The sequence below is a fragment of the Ktedonosporobacter rubrisoli genome (assembly GCF_004208415.1).
In the GTDB taxonomy this organism is placed as follows: domain Bacteria; phylum Chloroflexota; class Ktedonobacteria; order Ktedonobacterales; family Ktedonobacteraceae; genus Ktedonosporobacter; species Ktedonosporobacter rubrisoli.
In genome coordinates, this window is record NZ_CP035758.1 from 4135875 (window position 1) to 4156765 (window position 20891).

The 20891-nt window shown below is 51.9% G+C and carries 20 protein-coding genes; 7 read left to right on the top strand and 13 right to left on the bottom strand.

Features of this window, described 5'->3' with window-relative positions:
• Positions 1–459: 459 nt before the first annotated feature.
• Together EPA93_RS49130 and EPA93_RS18275 are read left to right on the top strand one after the other, a co-directional pair.
• Entirely contained in the window at positions 460–2880 is a 2421-nt protein-coding gene (locus EPA93_RS49130; RefSeq protein ID WP_207229582.1) for a hypothetical protein, read from the top strand.
• A gap of 607 nt (positions 2881–3487) precedes the next feature.
• Positions 3488–4375 (top strand): class I SAM-dependent methyltransferase, encoded by an 888-nt coding sequence (locus tag EPA93_RS18275; RefSeq protein ID WP_129888887.1) that lies wholly within the window; start codon positions 3488–3490, stop codon positions 4373–4375.
• An 81-nt stretch (positions 4376–4456) separates the two neighbouring features.
• On the opposite strand, the gene EPA93_RS18280 is transcribed toward EPA93_RS18275, so the two are convergent.
• The 9 genes from EPA93_RS18280 to EPA93_RS18315 form a co-directional block, all read right to left on the bottom strand.
• On the bottom strand, positions 4457–4672 hold the full coding sequence (locus EPA93_RS18280; RefSeq protein ID WP_129888888.1) for a hypothetical protein: 216 nt from the start codon (positions 4670–4672) through the stop codon (positions 4457–4459).
• A 33-nt stretch (positions 4673–4705) separates the two neighbouring features.
• Positions 4706–5596, bottom strand: a complete 891-nt coding sequence (locus EPA93_RS18285; protein ID WP_207229583.1) for a phenylacetate--CoA ligase family protein — start codon at positions 5594–5596, stop codon at positions 4706–4708.
• On the bottom strand, positions 5566–6048 hold the full coding sequence (locus EPA93_RS49135; RefSeq protein WP_207229584.1) for a phenylacetate--CoA ligase family protein: 483 nt from the start codon (positions 6046–6048) through the stop codon (positions 5566–5568). Before EPA93_RS49135 ends, EPA93_RS18285 begins: the two co-directional genes overlap by 31 nt.
• Before the next feature lie 45 nt (positions 6049–6093).
• A complete protein-coding gene (locus EPA93_RS18290; RefSeq protein WP_129888889.1) occupies positions 6094–7245 on the bottom strand; it encodes an acyl-CoA dehydrogenase family protein in 1152 nt (383 codons plus the stop codon).
• A gap of 13 nt (positions 7246–7258) precedes the next feature.
• Positions 7259–7669 (bottom strand): RidA family protein, encoded by a 411-nt coding sequence (locus tag EPA93_RS18295; protein WP_129888890.1) that lies wholly within the window; start codon positions 7667–7669, stop codon positions 7259–7261.
• Positions 7670–7774: 105 nt separating this feature from the next.
• Positions 7775–8566 (bottom strand): enoyl-CoA hydratase family protein, encoded by a 792-nt coding sequence (locus EPA93_RS18300; protein WP_129888891.1) that lies wholly within the window; start codon positions 8564–8566, stop codon positions 7775–7777.
• Positions 8567–8587: 21 nt separating this feature from the next.
• Complete coding sequence (locus EPA93_RS18305; protein ID WP_129888892.1) at positions 8588–9382, bottom strand: SDR family NAD(P)-dependent oxidoreductase; 795 nt, start codon at positions 9380–9382, stop codon at positions 8588–8590.
• A gap of 6 nt (positions 9383–9388) precedes the next feature.
• The gene (locus EPA93_RS18310; protein ID WP_129888893.1) at positions 9389–11620 is read right to left on the bottom strand and encodes an oxidoreductase; all 2232 of its coding nucleotides are present in this window, start codon (positions 11618–11620) and stop codon (positions 9389–9391) included.
• A complete protein-coding gene (locus EPA93_RS18315; protein ID WP_129888894.1) occupies positions 11617–12519 on the bottom strand; it encodes an LLM class flavin-dependent oxidoreductase in 903 nt (300 codons plus the stop codon). The genes EPA93_RS18310 and EPA93_RS18315 overlap by 4 nt, the downstream gene beginning before the upstream one ends.
• Positions 12520–12992: 473 nt before the next feature.
• On the opposite strand from EPA93_RS18315, the gene EPA93_RS18320 reads away from it, so the two are divergent.
• The 3 genes from EPA93_RS18320 to EPA93_RS18330 all read left to right on the top strand — a co-directional run bounded on the left by EPA93_RS18320 (position 12993) and on the right by EPA93_RS18330 (position 16384).
• Positions 12993–13838, top strand: a complete 846-nt coding sequence (locus EPA93_RS18320) for a 3-keto-alpha-glucoside-1,2-lyase-like domain-containing protein (RefSeq protein WP_129888895.1) — start codon at positions 12993–12995, stop codon at positions 13836–13838.
• Between the two features lie 113 nt (positions 13839–13951).
• On the top strand, positions 13952–14797 hold the full coding sequence (locus tag EPA93_RS18325) for an AraC family transcriptional regulator (RefSeq protein WP_129888896.1): 846 nt from the start codon (positions 13952–13954) through the stop codon (positions 14795–14797).
• Positions 14798–14953: 156 nt separating this feature from the next.
• A complete protein-coding gene (locus tag EPA93_RS18330) occupies positions 14954–16384 on the top strand; it encodes a pyridoxal phosphate-dependent decarboxylase family protein (RefSeq protein ID WP_129888897.1) in 1431 nt (476 codons plus the stop codon).
• 246 nt (positions 16385–16630) lie between these two features.
• Here EPA93_RS18330 and thiE read toward each other — a convergent pair whose 3' ends face one another.
• The 4 genes from thiE to tenA are packed head-to-tail and all read right to left on the bottom strand — an operon-like array spanning position 16631 to position 19724.
• Positions 16631–17299, bottom strand: coding sequence for a thiamine phosphate synthase (gene thiE / locus EPA93_RS18335; protein WP_422877893.1), 669 nt, complete (start codon positions 17297–17299; stop codon positions 16631–16633).
• Positions 17300–17301: 2 nt separating this feature from the next.
• A complete protein-coding gene (gene thiM, locus EPA93_RS18340; RefSeq protein ID WP_129888898.1) occupies positions 17302–18111 on the bottom strand; it encodes a hydroxyethylthiazole kinase in 810 nt (269 codons plus the stop codon).
• 24 nt (positions 18112–18135) lie between these two features.
• Entirely contained in the window at positions 18136–19008 is an 873-nt protein-coding gene (thiD, locus tag EPA93_RS18345; RefSeq protein WP_242527439.1) for a bifunctional hydroxymethylpyrimidine kinase/phosphomethylpyrimidine kinase, read from the bottom strand.
• A complete protein-coding gene (tenA, locus tag EPA93_RS18350; RefSeq protein WP_129888899.1) occupies positions 19005–19724 on the bottom strand; it encodes a thiaminase II in 720 nt (239 codons plus the stop codon). Before tenA ends, thiD begins: the two co-directional genes overlap by 4 nt.
• Here tenA and EPA93_RS48495 point away from each other — a divergent pair.
• A complete protein-coding gene (locus EPA93_RS48495; protein WP_165423229.1) occupies positions 19716–19859 on the top strand; it encodes a hypothetical protein in 144 nt (47 codons plus the stop codon). The genes tenA and EPA93_RS48495 overlap by 9 nt on opposite strands.
• 555 nt (positions 19860–20414) lie before the next feature.
• Positions 20415–20891, top strand: a complete 477-nt coding sequence (locus tag EPA93_RS18355) for a (2Fe-2S)-binding protein (RefSeq protein WP_129888900.1) — start codon at positions 20415–20417, stop codon at positions 20889–20891.

Here is a 20891-nt window from a genome sequence, read left to right on the forward strand (position 1 = left end):
AAACCCTCCACGTTTAAGAAGAGCCATTTTTACATATATCATCAAGCTAAGGACCATTTCGTCATTAGAAGAAAAATGTGGTTAAGATTCCATAACTATATATTGGTACTTTTGTATTATTTAATAATATATAGATACACTGTTAGCGCATCAACATGGTACCATCGTAACAAAGCTATTTGGATACATGAAGAGGCAAAACCTCATAGCATATCCTAAGAAGAAACGCTATGAAATTTTCTGGCGGTTAGCATAGTACAGCAATAATTAAATTTCTGACACCAAAGTGCCACCAGATACAAACAAAGGGCCTTTTCAGATTATGTATCTTCAACTAACAGCAGCTCTTTATGAGGAGAAATAGTAGCGAAAGTGCAAAAGGGCAATAGGCGACATAGACAACATACAGATCCATTTGCCAGCAATATTTGCACTCTTAAGAAAGGGGTATGTCAATATATGCTTAAGCTCCAAGAACGCATACCAGCACCTACACGTAAACCGAGCAGGCGCAGGCGCCTCTCTCCACTGATGCTCGCGGGTTTGAGCGTCCCTGTTGTTCTTGCGTTAATAGCTGCCTCAGTTTTCATCCTCCCGAATATCTTATCGCACGCAGCTAACGCCAACGCCGACTGCTCCCTGACAGTACCACCAAATCCCTTAAGCGCTCAGGGGCTGGCCACTCCCTATCAGTTGGTAGCCACTAACGCTGCTAATGGCCCTTGCCACGAAGCAAATGCCGCTCAGTCTGCGTTTGTCCAGGCAGCAATCCTGGACCCCGCCACAGGGAAAATTTCCGTCTATAGCCCATTGGTTATCGACCAGGGCACCCAGCCCGCCGTACAGCCCACACCTCCGCAACTTCCTGCTCGCGCCGTAGTGGCAATATGGTTTGGCTTCAATGGAAACAATCTAACGGTTGTCAGAAACCATGGAGGACGGGTTGGCATTATGGGTTTGCGCGGAGATCTAACGCGTGGAAACTGTGTCAATGGCCTCAATGGTTCTGTCTTTGGGCAATTCTCTTATTGTAACGCTCCTGCATTCTTCCAGGCCGCCAGAGCGGCGATGCGGGCGGGAAAATTGACTGTTCCTGCTCTGGGTACCGCTAAAGATGGTATGCCCTGTCCTACTACCCGCGATTTCAGCGTAGTAGACCAGGACCAGAGCGATAATGTACAAACTCAATATCTGGCCAATGCAAACGGGCAAACCGCACAGTTTACAGCTGCCAACCAGGCAAAATTACAGAACGCCACAACACTCGGCAATCCGAGCGACAATGCGCTGCTCACCCAGTTTATCGATCCAGCTCTTGGCTGCCAGCCCTGGCAAGCCCCCGACTTAGCTAACCAGAACGCTATGGTTTCTGCGCTTGCCCTCGACGAATTGCAAGCTGCCGCTAATCAGAAAGCACCGATCGCTTTAGTTCCGCTTACAAACCCGATGACCCTTGTCAACGGTCAACCAAGCCTGGCAAAAACGAATCTCTACAGAGTAGGTGTTGATCAGACACCTGCGTTCAATAACAACCAGGCCAGCGGTACAACCTATTGTAAGAATCTGGTAAATCCTGGGTTGGCTCGGATTAAGCAAGATATGCAGATTACTATGAATGCCAACACGCCTGATCCGGCCGCAGCCAATTCGCTCTTTACGTTCCTGGCGCAACGCTTCAACGCCTCTTATACTAACCTTAAATGCCAGGCGCTGCTCAATATGCCTAACCCGGTGACTGTCCAGACAGATGGCAATGGCGTTGCTACCTCAGCAACAATTAATCTGCCCGCCGGAAATGGCAACAACCCGGGAAAGACAAATTGCGCGATTAACAACAACGCCCTTCAGGGCTGTAGCGGCTCCTTCACCATCAATCGTCAGTTCTGTTTGATGTCGGCAAACGCAGGAGCTAATCAAGTCAAGATGACGTGCCCTGGCGCCCGCATCCGGCTTCAGCAGCCAGGCCAGAACAATCAGAACAACCAAAACAACCAGAACAATCAGAATAATGGCCAGAACAATCAGAACAACCAGAATAATGGCCAGAACAATCAGGGAGCTCAAGGCAACAATCAGAATGATCAAGCCAATACTCAGAACACCATGGACAACCAGGCCAATATGCAGAATAATGGCCAGAACAACCAGAACAATCAAAACAACATGGACAACCAGACTGGCAATCAGAACAACATGGATAACCAGAACAGCCAGACTGGTAACCAGAACAACATGGATAACCAGGCCAATAACCAGAACAACCAGACTGGCAATCAGAACAACATGGATAACCAGAATAATGGCCAGAACAACCAGAACAACCAGGCCAACATGCAGAATAATGGCCAGAACAATCAGGGCAATATAAACTGTGCGATTAATAATAACGCCATTCAGGGTTGCAACGGCTCCTTCACCATTAATCGTCAATCCTGTACCCTGGCTCTAGACCAGGCAGCCAATCAGGTAAATATGACATGTCCTGGTGCCCAGGTACGCGTTCGCCAGGGTCGAAACAATAACCAGAACAATCAAGGCAATGCTCAGAACAACGGCCAGAATGGCATGAATAACCAGAACGATCAGAACAATCAGGCTAATGGTCAGAACGATCAGAACAATCAAGGCAATGGCCAGAACGACCAGGGCAACCAGAACACCATGAACAACCAAAATAATCAGAACAACGGCCAAAATAATCAGAATGCCATGAACAATCAGGGCAACGGTCAGAACGACCAGGGCAACCAGAACAATGCGCAGAATAACCAGAACAATCAGGGCAACGGTCAGAACGGCCAGGGCAACCAGAACAATCAAGGCAATGGCCAGAACGACCAGAACGCCGCTGATCCCACGCCGTCTCAAACTCAGCAATAGAAGACTGCGGGAAGTTAAGGGAGGATATTTCATGCCAGGATAAACTGAGTAAGCCCTGAGCATTATCTCGGCTATCTAAAAAGTAGAAAACCTCCTTCAAACTCTGGCCCTTTGCGTATGGCGGAGTATCGGCAGAGCTAACTTCTGCCGGTACTCCTCTCATCGCTCACCTTACCCTCGGCCTACTTCTCCGCATAGCAGCGATTAACCTGGTGGTCTATCAAGGTTCAAGTGATGCATCAAACAGGCCAGATTGCCAAGGGCAATTCGCTAGATCGCGACGTAGCTGCCCTTATCTCTGATTGGCAGTCTACTAGAGAACCAGTGTACAGATAAAACTTAGAACGAATACATTGACCAGCTTTAGAATAAACGGAACTGAAACATTCCAGCAATGCGGGCCAGATCTGCGTAAATCCAGGAGCTATTTCTCTCCTGGAACTAGCCACATACAAAAAAGTGTGGATGGATACCTCTAAGTATAGAGATGCATACATCAGGCAACACGGATATATATATTCAGCAACAAAATGTAGCTGTGCTACAATCCAATTAATGTAGCAAAAGCAATCGGTTTTCTAGTCTACAGAAAAGGATCAATATCTCTATGAGGCTGCCACCAAAACAAAGCAAACAACTCTATTCACGTAGACAGAACTACTTTATCGATGCGGATAGCGGAGCTGAGATCGCACGCCAGATGCGCCAGGAAATGCTTATCACGCCTGCTATGGGTGGATTATTCGTAGAGCATCCCGATCTTTCACAAGTAGATCGCATTCTTGATATATATTGCGGCCCTGGAAGCTGGTCTCTAGAGCTGGCCTATATGTACCCGGAGATCGAAGTTGTGGGCATTGACACCAATAGAAATATGATTGACTATGCGCGAGCACAGGCCAGGGTGCAAGGTCTGGAAAATGTATACTTTCAGACCATGAACCCCAAAAATCTATTGGACTTCCCTGATGGCTCTTTTGATATCGTCAATGCCCGTTTTATAGCCCCATATCTTTATAAGAGAGATTGGCCAGCGGTTCTCCATGAGTTCGCGCGCGTCACTTGCCCCGGAGGCATCATTCGGCTCACCGAATTCGACGAGATGGGCCTTAGCAACAGTGCAGCATGCAACAAAATGGCGAGATTATATGCCCAGGCACTCCACCATAATGGCCAGAGCTTTCATCCGCTCCCTGACGGCCCTCACTTGTGTATCACGCCGATGCTGGCAGCCTTCTTAGAGAAAGCCGGCTGCCAGAATATACAAGAGAAACTGCATGCCCTTAACTACTCTGTGGGAAGTGAAGCATATCATAGCAATTATGAGAACCTCAAAGTTGCCTATAAATTGGGACAACCGTTTCTCCTGCAGATGGAAGTAGCTACCCAGCAAGAACTAGATGAGCTCTATGAACAGATGCTATTAGAAATGTTAGCAGATGATTTTCATGCCATCTGGTATTTCCTTACAGTCTGGGGCTACAAATCATTTTAGAAAGGGGGAAAGCGCTCCGGCAAGATCGAGGATAAAGCGCTTTCCCTTAGCAAACTGAGGGGTCTCAACTACATAGCTTAGCTATACGCTAAACTCATAGAGTTGCTCAAACTGAAGACCCAGATCATTGGTAGCTTGCCACATGGAAGACAGAGCTTTGCGAACATTTTGAGCGGCACAGGGAGGCAAATCAGTACGAGCAGCCAGCTTCTTGAGGGTCTCGTACGCACCAAGCAATTCCTTTTCTTGCTCAGTTAACGGATTTCCCAGCAGATCGGTACTTGATACGATTGTCATTAGCTTCTCTCCTCTTTCACGCATAAAAATATGCTAATATTGAGCCACAGGACGAGCGTCTACCAGGCGCCTTGCCTTGAGTTCAAAGTGCGGCAATTCTCCATATTCCATACGTTCGAGATTAAAGCGCAGTCCCTCGTGGGCATTGGATAGATCCCTGGCAAGCTTTTGTTGGAGCTCGGGCCATTCGGCCTCATAGCCGTGCTTAATCTCCAGCTTAACAGTTATCTCATCCTGCACATTGTCCTTACGCCAGATATAGATCTGGAACTCATCAATAGCGGTGTACTCACGTACAATCGACTCTACAGCGCGCGGATAGACATTCGTGCCGCGGATGAGCTTCATATCGTCCCAGCGCCCGCGAATGCCGCCCTCATAAATATCCCAGGTTCGCCCACAACTACACGTACTGCTGGGAACCCTCATGACCATATCTTTGGTGCGATAGCGAATAGCCGGAATAAATCCTCGTCCAAAAGAGGTAACCACGCGTTCGCCAAGTTCACCATAGCCTGCAGGCTCACCGCTTGTCGGATTCAACACTTCCTCAATGAAATGGTCTTCAATAATATGCGTCCCGCCGGGCTGATGAGAGCATTCAAAGATCATGATCGTGCCTACCTCAGTCATTCCTGCCGTATCGCCGCATTTTGCTCCCCAGGCTTCCTCAAGCTGATGCTTTACCGCCGGAATAGAGCCAGCAGGCTCGCCCGAGAGGATAATCTTATTGACCTTGCTCTCCTTAGCCAGGTCAATGCCCATCTCACGGGCCTTTTCCCAGAGATGCAAGGCATAGGTAGGCGTTGAGCAGACAGTTGTCACACCCATCTCGACAATTTGTTTAATACGGGCCTCAGTCGTCTGCGCTCCGCCTGGAATGACCAGCGCACCTATCTTCTCACAGCAATAATGTGCCCCCAAAAGCCTATAAATGACCCATAGCCAAAGGCAAAATACACTACATCTTCGGGACGCACGCCAAAGGCCCAGAGCCCATAGCACCACATTTCGCTGATCCAGTCCCAATCCTTCATGCTATCGAGCACGCGAATAGGAATGCGGCCGCTTGTGCCCGATGTGAGATGATAACGAATGGCATTTCTTTGATCGGTGGCGAGTAGATCACCAAAGAGGGGTTGTTCCATCTGCGCCTGCATCCATTCCTCGCGGGTCATATAGGGGATGCGGCGAATATCATCAAGGGTCTTTAGCTGCTCCGGTTTGAAGCCAGCGGCATCGAAACGTCGTTTGTGAAAGGGAGTTGTAGCATATGCCCACTCGCATAAGTGCCGGAGTTTAGCAAGCTGCAATACCTGCAATTCTGCACGGGGTAGCGTCTCTGTCTTCGGATTCCAGTACTCTGAATAGGCCATCTCATCTCCTCCTTTGGCGAGATAAACAGACATCTCAGTCCATGTTTAACGATCACGTCCAACCAGCTCACGGGCAATAATTATGCGCTGAATATGGCTGGTCCCCTCGTAGATTTGTAGCCCCTTGATATCCCGATAATAACGCTCGACTGGATATTCATTAGAATATCCACGATTCCCATGGAGTAATACTGCCTGTGAGGCGGCTTTCATCGCGGCCTCTGTAGCAAATAGTTTTGCGATCGAGGTGGCCTGAGTTGTGGGCAAGCCGCGATCTTTAGCCCAGGCAGCCCGATAAACGAGCAAGCGCGAGGCTTCAAGATCAGCAGCCATATTCGCAAGTTCAGCCTGCACCATTTGAAAATCGGCAAGGCGCTGATTAAATTGCCGCCGCTGCTTCGTATAGGCCACGCAGGCATCCAGGCAGGCCTGTGCTATGCCCACAGCGCCAGCCGCTACGCCCAGACGTCCCCTATCCAGGGCCGACATGGCTACTTTGAAACCATCGCCAGCAGCCCCCAATAAAGCGCTTTTTGGGACTCGGCACTCTTTGAGCGTGATATGCACATGCTCTGAGGCGCTATGCCCCAACTCTTTACCGGGCATCGGCTCGCGTAAGAAGCCGGGAGTATCGGTGGCCACGAGAAATGCACAGATGCCCTTATGGCGCAATGAGCGGTCCATACTGGCAAACACAATGGCAAGATGGGCACTGGTGCCATTTGTAATCCAAATCTTCTCGCCATTGAGAACATACTCCTCGCCCTCTTCGCGCGCTGTAGTCTCTAGACTGGCGGCATCAGAGCCGGCATTTGGCTCGGTAAGCGCATAGCAGCCGATCCACTCGCCAGTCGCCAGGCGCGGCAAATAGTAATGCTTTTGTTCCTCAGTCCCCCAATCTTGAATGCAGAGAGAGACAAGGCTGGCATGGACTGTCAAGAAACCGCGTACAGAAGAATCAACGCGCCCCAGTTCTTCACAAAGCAGGGCATAGCTGACGTAATCCATGCCCGCGCCCCCATACTCTTGTCTGACAGGTCCGGCCAGAAATCCCAGCTCGCCCATGCGTTTGATCAGTGGCAGGGGAAAAATGCCTTTCTCATCGGCCTCGCGCGAGAGAGGCGCCACCTCCTGCTCGGCAAACTGGCGGGCTTGCAACTGGATCTGCTGCTGTTCTGGAGTCAATTCGAAATCCATGAGCTTACTCCCTTTATGCTTCAGAGCCGATGACCGCCATGCCCTCTATTTCCAACAAGATTCCATCCTGGTAAAAGCGTGAGATCTCAAAGAGGGCAGTGGCAGGATAATAGGACCCAAAAAAGCTTCTATGAACCTTGCCTAGCTCTTTAAGGTGGGCCTGGTAGGCATCGCGATCGCTGACAAAAATATTGATCTTCACAATATCTTGCATCTTGCCACCCGCCGCCTCAACGACGGCTCTGAGGTTACGCAGCACCTGTTCAAACTGGCCTACCAGATCCCCCGGCGCGACAACGCGCCCTTCAGCATCGTTGGCGGTCTGGCCGGCTAAAAAGAGGAGGGAGCCCCCAGAGACGCGAATGCCATGATTGAAGCCGCTGGGTCGGGCTAAGGCGGGAGGATTAATAATCTCTTTTTCCATGAGCGCCTTTCTCTGTAGTACAAAAGCCAGGACTGAATATATAGCTATCAATCCCGCTCATAAGCGTAAAGATCACGATGAATAGATAGGTAAAGCGCGGTCAGCTTAACGACCGACAAAGCGTGGCTTCTCTTTGGCCTTAAATGCCTCGTAGAAGCGGCGATGATCCTCACCCATAAGCAACAAGGCCTGAGCCTGAGCTTCGGCTTCCAGGGCAGAAATGAGATCCATGCTCTGCTCATGATTGAGCATGCGTTTGGTCATTGAAATAGCTACTGTCGGTCCCTGAGCCAGGCGTTTGGCCCACTGCAGAGCTGTGGACAACAATTCATCATGCGGCACGACGCGATTCACCAATCCGTAACGCTCGGCAGTTGCGGCATCAACGGTATCGCCAAAGAGGAGGAGCTCGCTGGCGCGTCCCATCCCTACAATGCGTGGGAGCAGATATGCCGCCCCCATATCAGATCCGGTCAAGCCAACTTTAGTAAAAAGGAAGGCGAAGCGGGCCTTTTCGGAGGCAAGGCGCAGGTCGGCAGCCAGCGCGAGTACTGATCCGGCACCGGCCGTCATGCCATTGAGCGCAGCAATGATCGGTTTATCCAGCAGGCGCATATTCTGCACTACTGCACCCGTCATACGCGTGAACTCCAGATGCCCCTTCATATCGCGTTCCAACAACTGACCGATAATCTGATGTACATCCCCACCGGAACAGAAGCTATCGCCGGCTCCTGTCATCACCACCACACGCACGGCCTCATCATAGCGTAACTTCTCGAACAGATCACGCAATTGAGCATACACCTCGAAGGTAAGGGCATTGAGGACTTCGGGGCGATTAAATGTCAGGGTTGCCACACCATCATCCACCGTGTAGAGAAAATCATAGCTCATTACAGACCTCCTTTGGCCTCTCTATGACATTACGCCTCCACCATCAACATTGATGGCCTGGCCCGTAATGCCTTTGCTACTGTCCAGGGCAAGGAACACCGCGACTGCGGCAACCTCTTCCGGCTCTATCAGCCGTTGCTGAGGGCTTGTTTTGGCCAGGGCTTCACGTGCTTGCTCTTCTGCCATACCCGTACGGGCTGCAATATTGCTAACGCTTGAATCAGTCATCGGCGTATCCACGTAGCCCGGGCAAATCGCATTGACGGTGATATTATATGGAAGCAGCTCAACAGCCAGAGCCCGCGTCAGGCCAAGCACACCATGCTTGGAAGCCGTATATGCCGCGACGTAGCGCCCTCCAACGCGGGAGGCAATTGAAGCGACGTTGATGATACGCCCGGAGCGCTGTTCTATGAGCCTGGGCACAAAGGCTTTGCTTACATAATAAACGCTGGTCAGGTTAATAGAGAGCATGCGGTGCCAGAGCTCATCAGGATGATTAAGGAATTTATGGCTGCCCGCATTCCCGGCATTATTCACCAGGATATCTATGCCTTGCCACTTCTCGCTGACTGTCTCGGCCATGCGCTGCACCTGCTCTACATCGGTGACATCACAGACAATTTGCAGGCTTTGAGATCCCAGGGCCTCGATCTCGGCAGCCAGGCTACTCAGGTCAGCTTCGGTACGCGCACTGATAGCGACATTGGCTCCGGCTTGAGCCAGGGCCAGGGCAATGCTGCGCCCAATGCCACGTCCTGCCCCCGTTACTACAGCTCGCAGGCCCTTAAGGAGAAGATTATGATCGTTAGGCATAAGCGTTTATCCTCTCTTGACTATCTCGGGTTGCAAGGCTTTGCTGATCTGAGCTAACTGCTGCAGCTCAGGCACGTCCTGATCAGGCTTAGAAGGCTCTATCATACAGAGATCGGCGCGACCGGCAGCCAGGATAGTATTTACCTCATTACTCGTTGTGAGGTAGCCCCCTACCACGGTGGCTATTCTCGCCCGATTGCGAATATGATCGCTAAAAGAGGTTAAGAAGCCACGTCCGTAAGCGGGCTCGCTCTCTACAGTTGTCTGCCCAGCCAGTACCACAATCATATCACACCCGTGCTCCTTTAACGTACTGGCAATAACGACTGCCTCCTCGATATCGTTGCCACCCTTGACGCAATCCGAAGCCGTGAGGGCAACGGCAAGCGGCTTCTCGGCGGGCCAGCATGCCCGCACCGCATCAAAGACTTCAAGAGGAAAACGCATGCGCTGCGCCAGATCGCCGCCGTATTCATCGCTGCGCCTATTCGACAAAGGCGAAAGAAAGCTGGCCAGCAGGTAACCATGCGCAAAGTGGAGCTGTAACAGATCGAACCCGGCTTCTTGAGCCAACTGCGCCGCACGCACAAATTCATCCCGCACATGATCCATATCGGCCCGCTCCATCTCGCGGGGTATCTGGCTCTGGGAAGTATAGGGCAAAGCTGAGGCTGAGAGCAACGGCCAGTTATCCTGTCTCAGCGGCCTATCCAAACCCGCGCTGCGTGGCCGTGTCGAGCCCCGACGACCGGCATGATTGAGCAGGATGGCCAGCTTTGCCGAGGTATGCTTATGTATATATTCAGCGCATCTTGCCCAGGCCTTGACGTGCTCATCCCGATATATACCAGCATCGGCGGGTGTAATGCGTCCCTCCGCCGAAACAGCTACGGTATCAGTGACGAGCAGACTTGCCCCACCATTGGCATAACTGGCAAATCGTGCCGTATAGGAAGCATCCACTAATCCCTGATCTGCATGAGCTTCCTCAGCCGGCGCAATAGCTATCCGACTTGCCAGAGTAAGCTCCCGTAGCTTTAAGGGCGTAAACATAGGAGGAGGCGCAAAGATCGAAGCTGACTGAGGGACCGCTTGAACCTGCGCTGCCGCCTCGCGGGTATACCAGCGATCTACAGCATCGCCGAAATTGGGGTCACGAAACTTAAGATCATCATACGAGATTCTGCCGCTTCGCGTGAGCAACTGAAAGGTGAACTGCATCGGCGCAAGGCCCAGGTAACGCTTGAGAGTCTCAAAATAGGCCTGGCTTTCTTGCGCTGCATTCTGGAAGATCTCCACAACCGGCTTGCGCTCCAGCTCGTAGGCGTTGAGAGCTGTCTGCAGATCAGCATACTGCTCGATAGCTCCGGCCAGGGTAATCGCATCTTCCATCGCTAATTTGGTCCCTGAGCCGATGGAGAAATGGGCGGTATGGACCGCATCACCCAACAAGACAATACGCTGATGGTGCCAGGTTCGCGTCTTAAGCGTGGGAAAATTGATCCATTTTGAATTATTAGAGAGGAGCGGGGCGCCCTGCAAATCGGCAGCCAGAAGCCGCTCACAATAGGCCAGACTCTCCTGTTCGCTCGCTTGATCCAGGCCAGCATTAAGCCAGGAGGACTCATCGCACTCGATGATAAAGGTGCTGGTATCGCCGCTAAACGGATAGGCATGAACCTGGAAGAGCCCGTCTGCATTTTCGCGGAAGATAAAGGTAAAGGCATCAAGAACTTTATGCGCGCCAAGCCAGATATAACGAGCCTTGCCAGGCGTAATTTGGGGCCTGAAAATCTCGGGGTAGGTCTTGCGCACCAGGCTATTGATTCCATCGGCGGCGATCAACAAATCATGCTCAGGCAGGTCGCTGAGCTCATGTATCTCACGATTGAATTGCAGCCTGACGCCCAATTCTTGGCAGCGCCTCTGCAAAATACCCAGCAAGAGCTTACGGGCGATACTGGCAATGACATGCCCACCACAGCGTATGGTTTCGTTACGATAGCGCACATCAATTGCATCCCAGATCACAAAGCGATCTCTGATCTGCTCAAATGTCTTATAATCAGCGCGCTGGAAAGCGGCAAGAGTTCGATCTGAGAAAACGACTCCCCAACCATAAGTTATATCGGCAGGGTTGCGCTCGATGATTGTAATTTCATGATCAGGATTGACTTTTTTGATGAGCAGACCGCAATAAAGGCCGGCCGGCCCTGCACCAAGAATGACAATTTTCATGATGGCTCTCCTGCCAGTGCGCCCTTCTCATCAGTAAAGGTAACTCCTCTACCCAGCATCTGGAGTACGGCGGCAAGTTGCTCCAGTTGAGCAAGATCAGGAACTGTGGGAAAAAGAATTAGCTCATCGCAGCCGGCCTCTTCATAGCCACGAATGAACTGGGCAATGGCTTGTGGGCTGGTAAGAAGCCCGGCGGCTATTCTTGCCGCAAATGAGCCCGTAAAGGCATAATAGTCTTTTAAATAAGCTGCTCCGGCCTCGGCGGCTTGCTCACCCAGAGCGAAATAGCCTTGGGCCCAGATTTGCGGTTTTCCAGGCCTTCCGGCATCCCGCCAGGCCGCACGCGCTTTGTCAGCTGCACGCGCAAATGCTCTTGGGGGACCGCCGCCATGGACATATCCATCGGCATAGCGGGCGACGCGTGCAAAGCCTTGATCGCTTAGCCCACCAATTAGCAAGTCAGGACCGCGCGAGCGCGCGGCTAAGGGGCCAAAGGTGTGCTCTTCCCACGCGGATCTGAGCATGGATAGCTGTTCTGAGAAACGTTTACCGCGGCCGCGATAGGCGATCCCAGCCGCATCATAATCTTCCTTACGAGCACCCACCGCCAGGCCCAGCACCAGCCGCCCATCCGAGAGGGCGTCCAGCGAAGCTGCCATTTTCGCGAGCATAGCAGTCGTATGCAAAGGTCCGATGACGATAGTAGTTGCTAACTTTAAACGCCGTGTAACGGCTGCGGCCGCCGCAAGCGCCGTCAGAGGTTCGTAACTATCATAGACGAGTCGATCAACTACACCCAGGCTAGAAAATGGCCCTTCATCGGCCCTACGAGCCCACTCAATGACAAGCTGCCCTTTCGCGCCTGGAACTCCTGTGGGCAATCCTACTCCGACGTGCATTATGTACAACTCCCTCGTTGTTTCAATAGCATCCATCGCGGGTATACCACTGGCAGATTGCTCTTTTAGATTGCAGGGGATGAACTGGAGGTCATCTGCAACAGGCATACTGCTTAATGATAGGAGTATGCCACAAAGCGCATACGATCTCAAGCTAGCAGCGAAATGCAAGCTAATTTATAACCTGCGCAGGCTCTCTATTCTTCTTCATCCAAGCTGGAAAACGCTATAAACACGGCTTGCTCACTTCAGGTTGCCAGCCTTCACAAGCTGGAAGGGCTTATCATGCTATATACCATGGCTATATGAAACAACAACTTTAAGCAAAAAGTAACTATGAAAAATATTATTGACAGTTACATATGCACATATTATTATGGAGTCGCCAGCGAAATAATCAGGTTTTTTGTACTATAACGTTTCATGACTATATGAAACGTTATAGTACGCTTGAATAGAAGGAGGCTCATCCTTTGGTAAAACATAACTTTCACCACTTGGCGCAGCAAAACCCGCCTCGCAGTTTAGCAGATTCTCCCATCTACATTTTCTCAGGAAAGAGAGCTCAAGAGCCTCCCACGCCGCGGGGCTCACATCCACACACCCAAAAAAGCCGTTTCACGGCCAGGAAATTAAGCATTTCAGGTCTGCTCCTGGCAATCTATCTTATTTTCTCTCTAGGTGCCTGCTCTCAGACCCCATCCAGCCCTTCCCAGACCTCTCACCCTACACCTACTCAGGTGCCAGCCACCCCAACAGCCACCAAAGCCCCTACTACACTCTATCAAGCCGATTGGTCCCACGGCCTTGACGGCTGGCAACACAACGAAGGCTGGACCGTTGTCAATGGACAACTAGCAGCCCATAACACCTCTGCCTCTACAATCATTGTTCCTTATCAGCCGAGCACCTCCAACTATGTCATCGAAGCTAACGTCCGCATCACACATGTATTAAAACCTATCATCAACAACTTCTTCATCTTTTCACGCAACACCTCAAACAAAGATGGATTTGAGGCTGAAGTTATGGGCCTCAATTCACAAGACCCGAAGATTACAGGCTACGCTGGCTTTGCCCAGATTCTCACCAATCAAGTCAATGTAAACGCGGGCGTGGAGCAAATCGACTTCGCCCCTAGCACTAACTGGCGCACATATCGCGTGGAAGTACAAGGCGACGAAACGCGCTTCATTGTGGATGGAACCGAGATAAGCAAGTCTATAAGCCGCATGGATATGGTCTCAACAGGTCCACTTGGTTTGAGCAGTATGGGATTAGACGTAGAAGTAAGCAGCTTTAAAATTACCACGCTCTAATAGCGTGTCTTCGAGCACATCGCACGCTTGCTTCTTTTAGGCAGTGCTCATCTCTGCAAATTATGGTATCCTTGAGGAAAGGGACATATCCATAGATTGAAGTCTGCAAGCTTATGAAGAGACAGCACCTGCAGGAACGGGTGGAGTTCTGGCGCTATCCAGAGCATGAAAATCTAGAGATCATGCACGCTACCTACTTCACCCATGCTTTTGCGCCACACAGCCATAGCTACTTTGCGACTAGCATAATCGACAGGGGAGTAGGAACTATCTGGTATCGTGGGACAACCCACCTGGCACCCGCCGGCAGCCTGGTATTGCTCAATCCTGGCGAAGTGCATACCGGCCAGGTCTACAGCAAAAATGGTTGGGCTTACCGAGCTCTTTATCCACATATGGAACTTATCAGGAGCATAGCAGGCAATATCACGGAACGCTTTGCTAAGAGCTACTTTTTCCCCAACCCGATTATTACTGACCCTGAGATAGCCAGCTTCCTGCACCGCCTGCACGCGGCACTTGTTAACGAGGCCAGCACTCTTGAACGCGAATCCTGGCTCCTTTGGAGCTACACAGCCCTGCTCACGCGCTACGCAGAGTGTCCTCTTTCTCTACCATCAGGCAGAAAAGAGCCGCAAGCCGTCAAGCTGGCGAGGGAATATATCGAAGCTCATTTCGCCCAGAACATTTCGCTCTCACAACTCGCCAGCCTCACTGGTTTGACTTCCTATCACCTCGTACGCGTCTTCCACAATACAATGGGACTCCCTCCTCACGCTTACCTCAACCAGATTCGTCTTATGCAAGCTAAAAATCTCTTGTTAGCCGGTACGCCCATCATCAGCGTTGCCAGCGAGACCGGCTTTACCGACCAGAGCCATCTTACCAGGCGCTTCAAGCGGGTCTATGGCATTACTCCCGGGCAACTCCTATCCAGCAGCAAGAACATGCAAGACTGAGATATCTTCTTTCGTATATCCTTATATATTAAGGGAAAGAGCCATATCTATCTCTATCAGCTTCCCTGATTACAGGTATTTCCGCGGCTTTTGCAGGTGCCCGGAAGCCCTGGCCGCCAGGCAAGTAGACACTTCAAGGAACAGAGGTTTGAGAAAATGCACGACCATCCATCCGCAGAGAAACTCCAATTATCACATGCTCAAATGCGCGCTCTAGGCTATCAAGTAGTTGATATGATCATCGATCACTACGAGCATATTTCGGAGCTTTCGCTAGCCCAAAAAGCCGATCGCACTACACTGGAGCAGCGCTTGCACGAGCCCTTACCCGAGCAAGGCAGCGATATTGCTCAAGTTCTCCAGCAAGTGCAGCGCGATATTTTTGCCCAGAGCATGCCACTTGATCACCCACGCTTTTTTGCCTTCATTCCCAGTCCGAGTAACTTCGTGAGCGTAATGGCCGATGCACTCACTTCGGGCTTCAATCCATTTGTTGGCTCATGGAAAGTTGGGCCAGGACCAGCCGAGGTCGAACTTGTAGTGATTGACTGGTTACGCCAGTTGTGCGCTTTGCCTGAAGGCGCTGGCGGTCTCTGCGTCAGCGGCGGCTCGGTGGCAACGCTGACGGCGCTAACGACGGCCCGCCACATGAAGCTACACAGCGATATTCGCAAGGCCGTCATATATTGCTCAGATCAAACTCACTCGGCCGTCGACAGGGCCTTAAAGCTGCTGGGCTTTTCTGCTGAACAACTCCATAAATTTCGCGCTGATAGGCATTTTCGTCTGCCCTTAGCTGAGCTTCAAGAAGCCATTGCCAGGGATCGCGCGGCCGGGAAACTGCCCTTCTGTGTGATTGCAAATGCGGGAACAACAAACACAGGCGCGATAGATCCCCTCGTCGAGATCGCCGAGATCTGCCAGGCAGAGGATCTATGGCTGCACATCGATGCAGCCCATGGCGGTGCCGCAGTTTTAAGCGAAGCCGGGAGCGCATTATTGCCAGGGCTCGACCAGGCCGATTCGCTGGTCCTCGATCCCCACAAATGGCTCTTTCAGCCCTTTGAAATTGGTTGCGTCATCACGCGCCAGAGCCGCTGGTTGCGCGAGACGTTTAGCGTTCTCCCTGAATTTTTACGTGATGTCGCTGGCGTCGAAGAAGAGGTAAACTTCCGCGACTATGGCATTCAGCTTACGCGTAGCGCACGTGCGCTTAAACTATGGATGTCGCTTAAAGTCTTTGGCCTCTCCGCATTTCGCCAGGCAGTTACACGCGGTATCAAGCTGGCCGAATACACGCAGGAGCACTTACAACAAGCCGGTTGCTGGGAGATTATCACACCGGCCCAGCTCGGCATCATTACCTTTCGCTATATCCACGATTCCCAGTTTAGTGGCGATCTCAATCTGCTCAATCAACAGATCGTTGAGGCGATGCTAAAGGATGGCTTTGCGTTTCTGACCTCCACGGTGCTGCGCGGCCAGACAGTATTGCGCCTCTGTACGATCAATCCTCGTACCACAGAAATGGACATTCGCGAAACGCTTCAGCGCCTTGAACGCTTCGGTAGGGCTGTAAGTAGCTAACACCCGGGCAAGCTAAAGGGGAGTTCTCTACAGAATTGCACAGTAGAGAGAAGCTTTTCAAAGCAAAGCAATTTATGTCCCTCCTCACCTAGATGAGGAGGGGCTTTCTGTATAGCCATGATTGGATCTGCTCCAGCACAGCGCTAACTTATCATCTTTTTTCTTTGAGCCAAATCTCGCAAGCAAGATCCAGCACCTCCATTTGGAGGGTTCAGTATACTAGAAAGAGGTGAGGCAGGATAACGTTCATTCCCCTTTCTCCACTTTGCTTGAAGAGGCTGTCGCAAGCTTACGGGCCGCCGCAGCAATGTCTTCAGCGTTAACAACAGCCGTAATAACAGCGATACCCGCCGCACCTGCCTGTATAACTTCCCCCGCATTCTCTGCTGTAATACCACCAATCGCCACCAGCGGAGTAGCATAGCGCAACTTTAGCCCAAGCACAAACTGCGTTCCCACCGGCACTCCTGCATCTAGCTTACCGCGCGTAGGATAGATTGGCCCGATGCCAAGATAATCGGCCCCAGCCTCAACGGCAGCGCGAGCTTCCTCTAGATTGCCAGCAGAGACGCCAAGTATACGCTCTGGACCCAGAAGGCGCCGAGCGAGATGAGCAGGCATATCATCCTGCCCCACATGCGCGCCATCGGCGTCAACGGCCAGAGCCACGTCAATGCGATCGTTCACGATCAGCAAAACGCCTCGCCGACGCGTTAGCTCACGCAAGACCAACCCTTCTTCGACCAGCTTACGCGTACTGGCTACCTTGTCACGCAATTGGATAACTGTAGCGCCTCCCTCAATGGCCGCTTCCGCAACTGTCAGCATATCCCGACCGCGCGACCAATCCCGATCCGTCAAGACGTGAAGCTGCAAACGCGGGACAAGCGCTTCCCTCTGTATAGACGAGTGCAACACTATGCTATACTCACTTTCTGACCCTGAATCAGCTTACTGGTATCCAGGTTGGCCACCGCATCCAGCAAATGGGAGCGAAACGTCCCCGGTCCTCCAGCACGAGGAGCGGCAAGCTCGCCAGCCAGTCCCATCGCGACAAGAGCTGCCGTTGCAGCAGTAAAGGCGTCGGGCTCAACAGCTAGAAAAGCACCGACCAGGCTAGTGGCCATACAACCACTACCAGTAATACTCGCTAACCAGGGATGACCATTATCTATCAGTGCCTGGCGTATACCATCCGTAACAATGTCCTGTACCCCTGTAATCGCTACAACGCAGCGCAGCTCAGTTGCCGCCCGACGAGCAATCGCCTCATGCTTCTCAGCGACAGAGATAGATTCTACCCCACGAGTTTCGCCTGAGACGCCGATCAAGGCCCCAATCTCGGCAGCATTACCGCGTACTACGGCAATCCTCAATTCAGCCAGTAATCTGTGCGCTGCTTCCGTTCTCAAACGGGTGGCCCCCGCTCCTACCGGGTCCAGCACGATAGGGATGCCTCGCGCGTTGGCCCGTTTGCCCGCCCGCAACATCGCCTCAACCTGGGCAGGCGTTAATGTCCCAATATTCAACACCAGGGCACTCGCCAGGCTGACCATCTCCTCAACCTCCTCTAGCGCATGCGCCATCACCGGCAAGGCGCCGATGGCCAGGGTGATATTGGCAGTATCGTTCATCACGACGGCATTGGTGATATGGTGGATCAAGGGTTTGCGCTCACGAATACGCAGCAGTAAATCCACGCTATACGGCATAGTAGTCTGTTCCATCTCCTCTATCTCCTTTGGCCCCGTTTAGCTCGCGCCTATCAGACCCTCGCTACCAGCATCAGTAGAAGTTGCTAATTGGCGCCATTGCCAGAAATGCTCGACAGGGCCGTGCCCATGCCCTATACCTGGCGCCTGGCGTATGGCCTCAGTTATATAGCGTTTCGCTCCGGCCACGGCTTTTTCAACCGGTAAGCCACGCGCTAATAGTGCAGTAATCGCAGCTGAGAACGTACAGCCGGTCCCATGTGTATGCGCAGTCTTGATACGCTGCGAGCGCAATTCGACAAACTGCTGACCATCAAAGTACACATCAATGGGCTCGCCGCTGCTATGACCGCCCTTCACGACGACATGCTGCACCCCCAGAGCATGAATACGGCGCGCAGCCTCGCGCATATCCTCTAAGGTATCTATAGGCCCGCCAACTAATATCTCAGCTTCGGGAAGATTAGGCGTAATCACCTCAGCCAGCGGAAGTAGCTGTGAGCGAAGCGCCTGCACAGCGTCGGACTGCAAGAGAGCATCGCCGCTTTTAGCGCGCATGACCGGATCAACTACAAGACGCAAGTTCCACTTACGCACTCTTCCAGCAACAGCTTCTATAATCTGCGGACTTGCAAGCATGCCTGTCTTCGCCGCGTCGGCGCCAATATCTTCAAGTACTGCATCGATCTGCGCTTCTATCAGCTCAACAGGCAGCTCATAGGCAGCATACACGCTCCGAGTATTCTGCGCCGTAATCGCTGTTATAGCCGAGAGACCATAGACTTCCAGCGCCGCAAACGTCTTCAGGTCGGCCTGAATTCCTGCACCGGCCCCCGAATCTGAGCCGGCAATCGTCAGGGCTCGCGGAGAAACTCGTCTGTTTCCCTCTTCGTCTCCTCTCCTACTCATCATGACGGCCAAACCTCCAATTTCCAGGCCATATCCCAGAACATCCATTCATAACGCGTACTGATTGTAAAGATTTCTTGCAAGCGCCTCTCCTGCTGAGCATCGATGGTAGCCGCATGCTCATCCAGCCAGCCACGAATCCAGATCTCTACGGCATCAAAATCGGGCGAGGCATAAGTTGCTAGCCAGTCGGCATAGGGATGATCGGCAGTCAGGGTGCTATCGCCCACCAGGTGACGCCCCACATCAGCGTAAAGCCAGGCACAGGGCAGCGTTGAAGTAAGCACTTCAGGTAGGGTTCCCGTTGTGGCGATCGAGAGCAGATGGCGCGTATAGGCATAGTTCGAAGGCGCCAGCGGTGTGTTGGCCATCTCACTGGCGCTAAGGCCGAAGCGCTCACCATAACGGCGATGCAGATCAGCTTCGACAAGCAACGTCTGCAAGACATACTTTCCCAGTTGCTCCATATCGCTATGCTCGGTAGTTTTCGTGATCGCGTAGGCAAAAACCTGGATCAGCACGTCAAGGAAGCGTGCATCTTGACGAATGTAGAATTCAAAATTAGCCTGTGGTAACGAGCCATCGCCTAAAGCTACCACGAAAGGGTGCAGCAACTGCCTCTGCCAGAGACCCAGAACGCTTTGCCGCAAACGTTCGCTCAAACTGGGACTATCAGTCCCGGACCGTATAGCGGCAGACGAGTTCTCAGTATGACTCATAACGAATATCTCCTCCTTCAACAGGTAGCCTGTGCACTACCATTCTGGATTGCCGATATTTCCCGTTTCTGGCACCTTTTGCTCAATGTTCTGGTCCATACTGACAGGAGTGGAAATATAGGAAAGGGACGCTAGCGCAAACCAGCGTCCCTTAGAATCTCGCGTAAATTCCTGCTCTCACTATGTCTTACATCTCGCCCAGGAACTATTTCTCAATGAAGCGCGCCACAGATAGCTGTGGAGCACGCTTACCCAGGTCTACAAATTTCTTCTATCAAAGTGAGTAGCAAGGAACGACTCCCTACGCTGGCATTATCCAGAAGCAGGTTCCATCGGTCGGCGGCGATCCATAGGCCGCCCTCTCAGCCTGGCTTTCCCAAGCTCCCGCAATAAAACAACATATATAGTTACAATAGAATTAGTCTGTGCTACAGTTATAGCACATTGACCAATTTAGCGTCAAGAGAAGCTAGCAACTGCAATATGCAGCCCTTGACAGGCTGAATTCTTACAGCATATACTATCTACATAGCGAACAATTTGTTCTTCATAGCGAACAAATCTGGCAAGGCACAGAATGCACCGTGCTCCGGTTAGCCCCTGAGCAGCCTTGCGAGCAAAAGATAGAGCGCTAATGGTGCCAAAGATTTTCCATAATTACGTTGGTCAATCTGACCGGAGGAGAACTGTATGCGCCAGCTTATCACTCTGCATGTTAATGGCGAGCGCAAAGAGGTCGCCGTATTGCCCCATCATACGCTGCTTGAGGTTCTACGCGAAGATCTGGGACTGATCGGAACCAAGCACGGCTGCGAATTAGGCGAATGTGGTGCCTGCACAGTATTAATTGATGGCACACCCGTGCTCTCATGCCTCACCTTACCGCTGGAAGTTCTTAATAGCAAGATCACGACGATTGAAGGGTTAGAGCACAATGGCCAGCTTCACCCTTTGCAAGAAACCTTTGCCGAGCTAGGCGCTGCTCAGTGCGGCTATTGCACGCCTGGGATGCTTCTTTCAGGCGCGGCTTTGTTAGAGACCCATCCCGAGCCAACGCGCGAGCAAATGAAAGAGGCTCTGGCCGGCAATCTCTGTCGCTGTACCGGCTATACGAAAATCTATGAGGCGGTTGAAGCAGCGGCACAACGGAAAAAAGAGAGGAGATAA

Coding starts and splice junctions, on each gene's coding strand:
- EPA93_RS49130 (WP_207229582.1), top strand. CDS start 460: ATGCTTAAGCTCCAAGAACGCATACCAGCACCTACACGTAAACCGAGC.
- EPA93_RS18275 (WP_129888887.1), top strand. CDS start 3,488: ATGAGGCTGCCACCAAAACAAAGCAAACAACTCTATTCACGTAGACAG.
- EPA93_RS18280 (WP_129888888.1), bottom strand. CDS start 4,672: ATGACAATCGTATCAAGTACCGATCTGCTGGGAAATCCGTTAACTGAG.
- EPA93_RS49135 (WP_207229584.1), bottom strand. CDS start 6,048: ATGGCCTATTCAGAGTACTGGAATCCGAAGACAGAGACGCTACCCCGT.
- EPA93_RS18290 (WP_129888889.1), bottom strand. CDS start 7,245: ATGGATTTCGAATTGACTCCAGAACAGCAGCAGATCCAGTTGCAAGCC.
- EPA93_RS18295 (WP_129888890.1), bottom strand. CDS start 7,669: ATGGAAAAAGAGATTATTAATCCTCCCGCCTTAGCCCGACCCAGCGGC.
- EPA93_RS18300 (WP_129888891.1), bottom strand. CDS start 8,566: ATGAGCTATGATTTTCTCTACACGGTGGATGATGGTGTGGCAACCCTG.
- EPA93_RS18305 (WP_129888892.1), bottom strand. CDS start 9,382: ATGCCTAACGATCATAATCTTCTCCTTAAGGGCCTGCGAGCTGTAGTA.
- EPA93_RS18310 (WP_129888893.1), bottom strand. CDS start 11,620: ATGAAAATTGTCATTCTTGGTGCAGGGCCGGCCGGCCTTTATTGCGGT.
- EPA93_RS18315 (WP_129888894.1), bottom strand. CDS start 12,519: ATGCACGTCGGAGTAGGATTGCCCACAGGAGTTCCAGGCGCGAAAGGG.
- EPA93_RS18325 (WP_129888896.1), top strand. CDS start 13,952: ATGAAGAGACAGCACCTGCAGGAACGGGTGGAGTTCTGGCGCTATCCA.
- EPA93_RS18330 (WP_129888897.1), top strand. CDS start 14,954: ATGCACGACCATCCATCCGCAGAGAAACTCCAATTATCACATGCTCAA.
- thiM (WP_129888898.1), bottom strand. CDS start 18,111: ATGGAACAGACTACTATGCCGTATAGCGTGGATTTACTGCTGCGTATT.
- thiD (WP_242527439.1), bottom strand. CDS start 19,008: ATGATGAGTAGGAGAGGAGACGAAGAGGGAAACAGACGAGTTTCTCCG.
- EPA93_RS48495 (WP_165423229.1), top strand. CDS start 19,716: ATGACTCATAACGAATATCTCCTCCTTCAACAGGTAGCCTGTGCACTA.
- tenA (WP_129888899.1), bottom strand. CDS start 19,724: ATGAGTCATACTGAGAACTCGTCTGCCGCTATACGGTCCGGGACTGAT.
- EPA93_RS18355 (WP_129888900.1), top strand. CDS start 20,415: ATGCGCCAGCTTATCACTCTGCATGTTAATGGCGAGCGCAAAGAGGTC.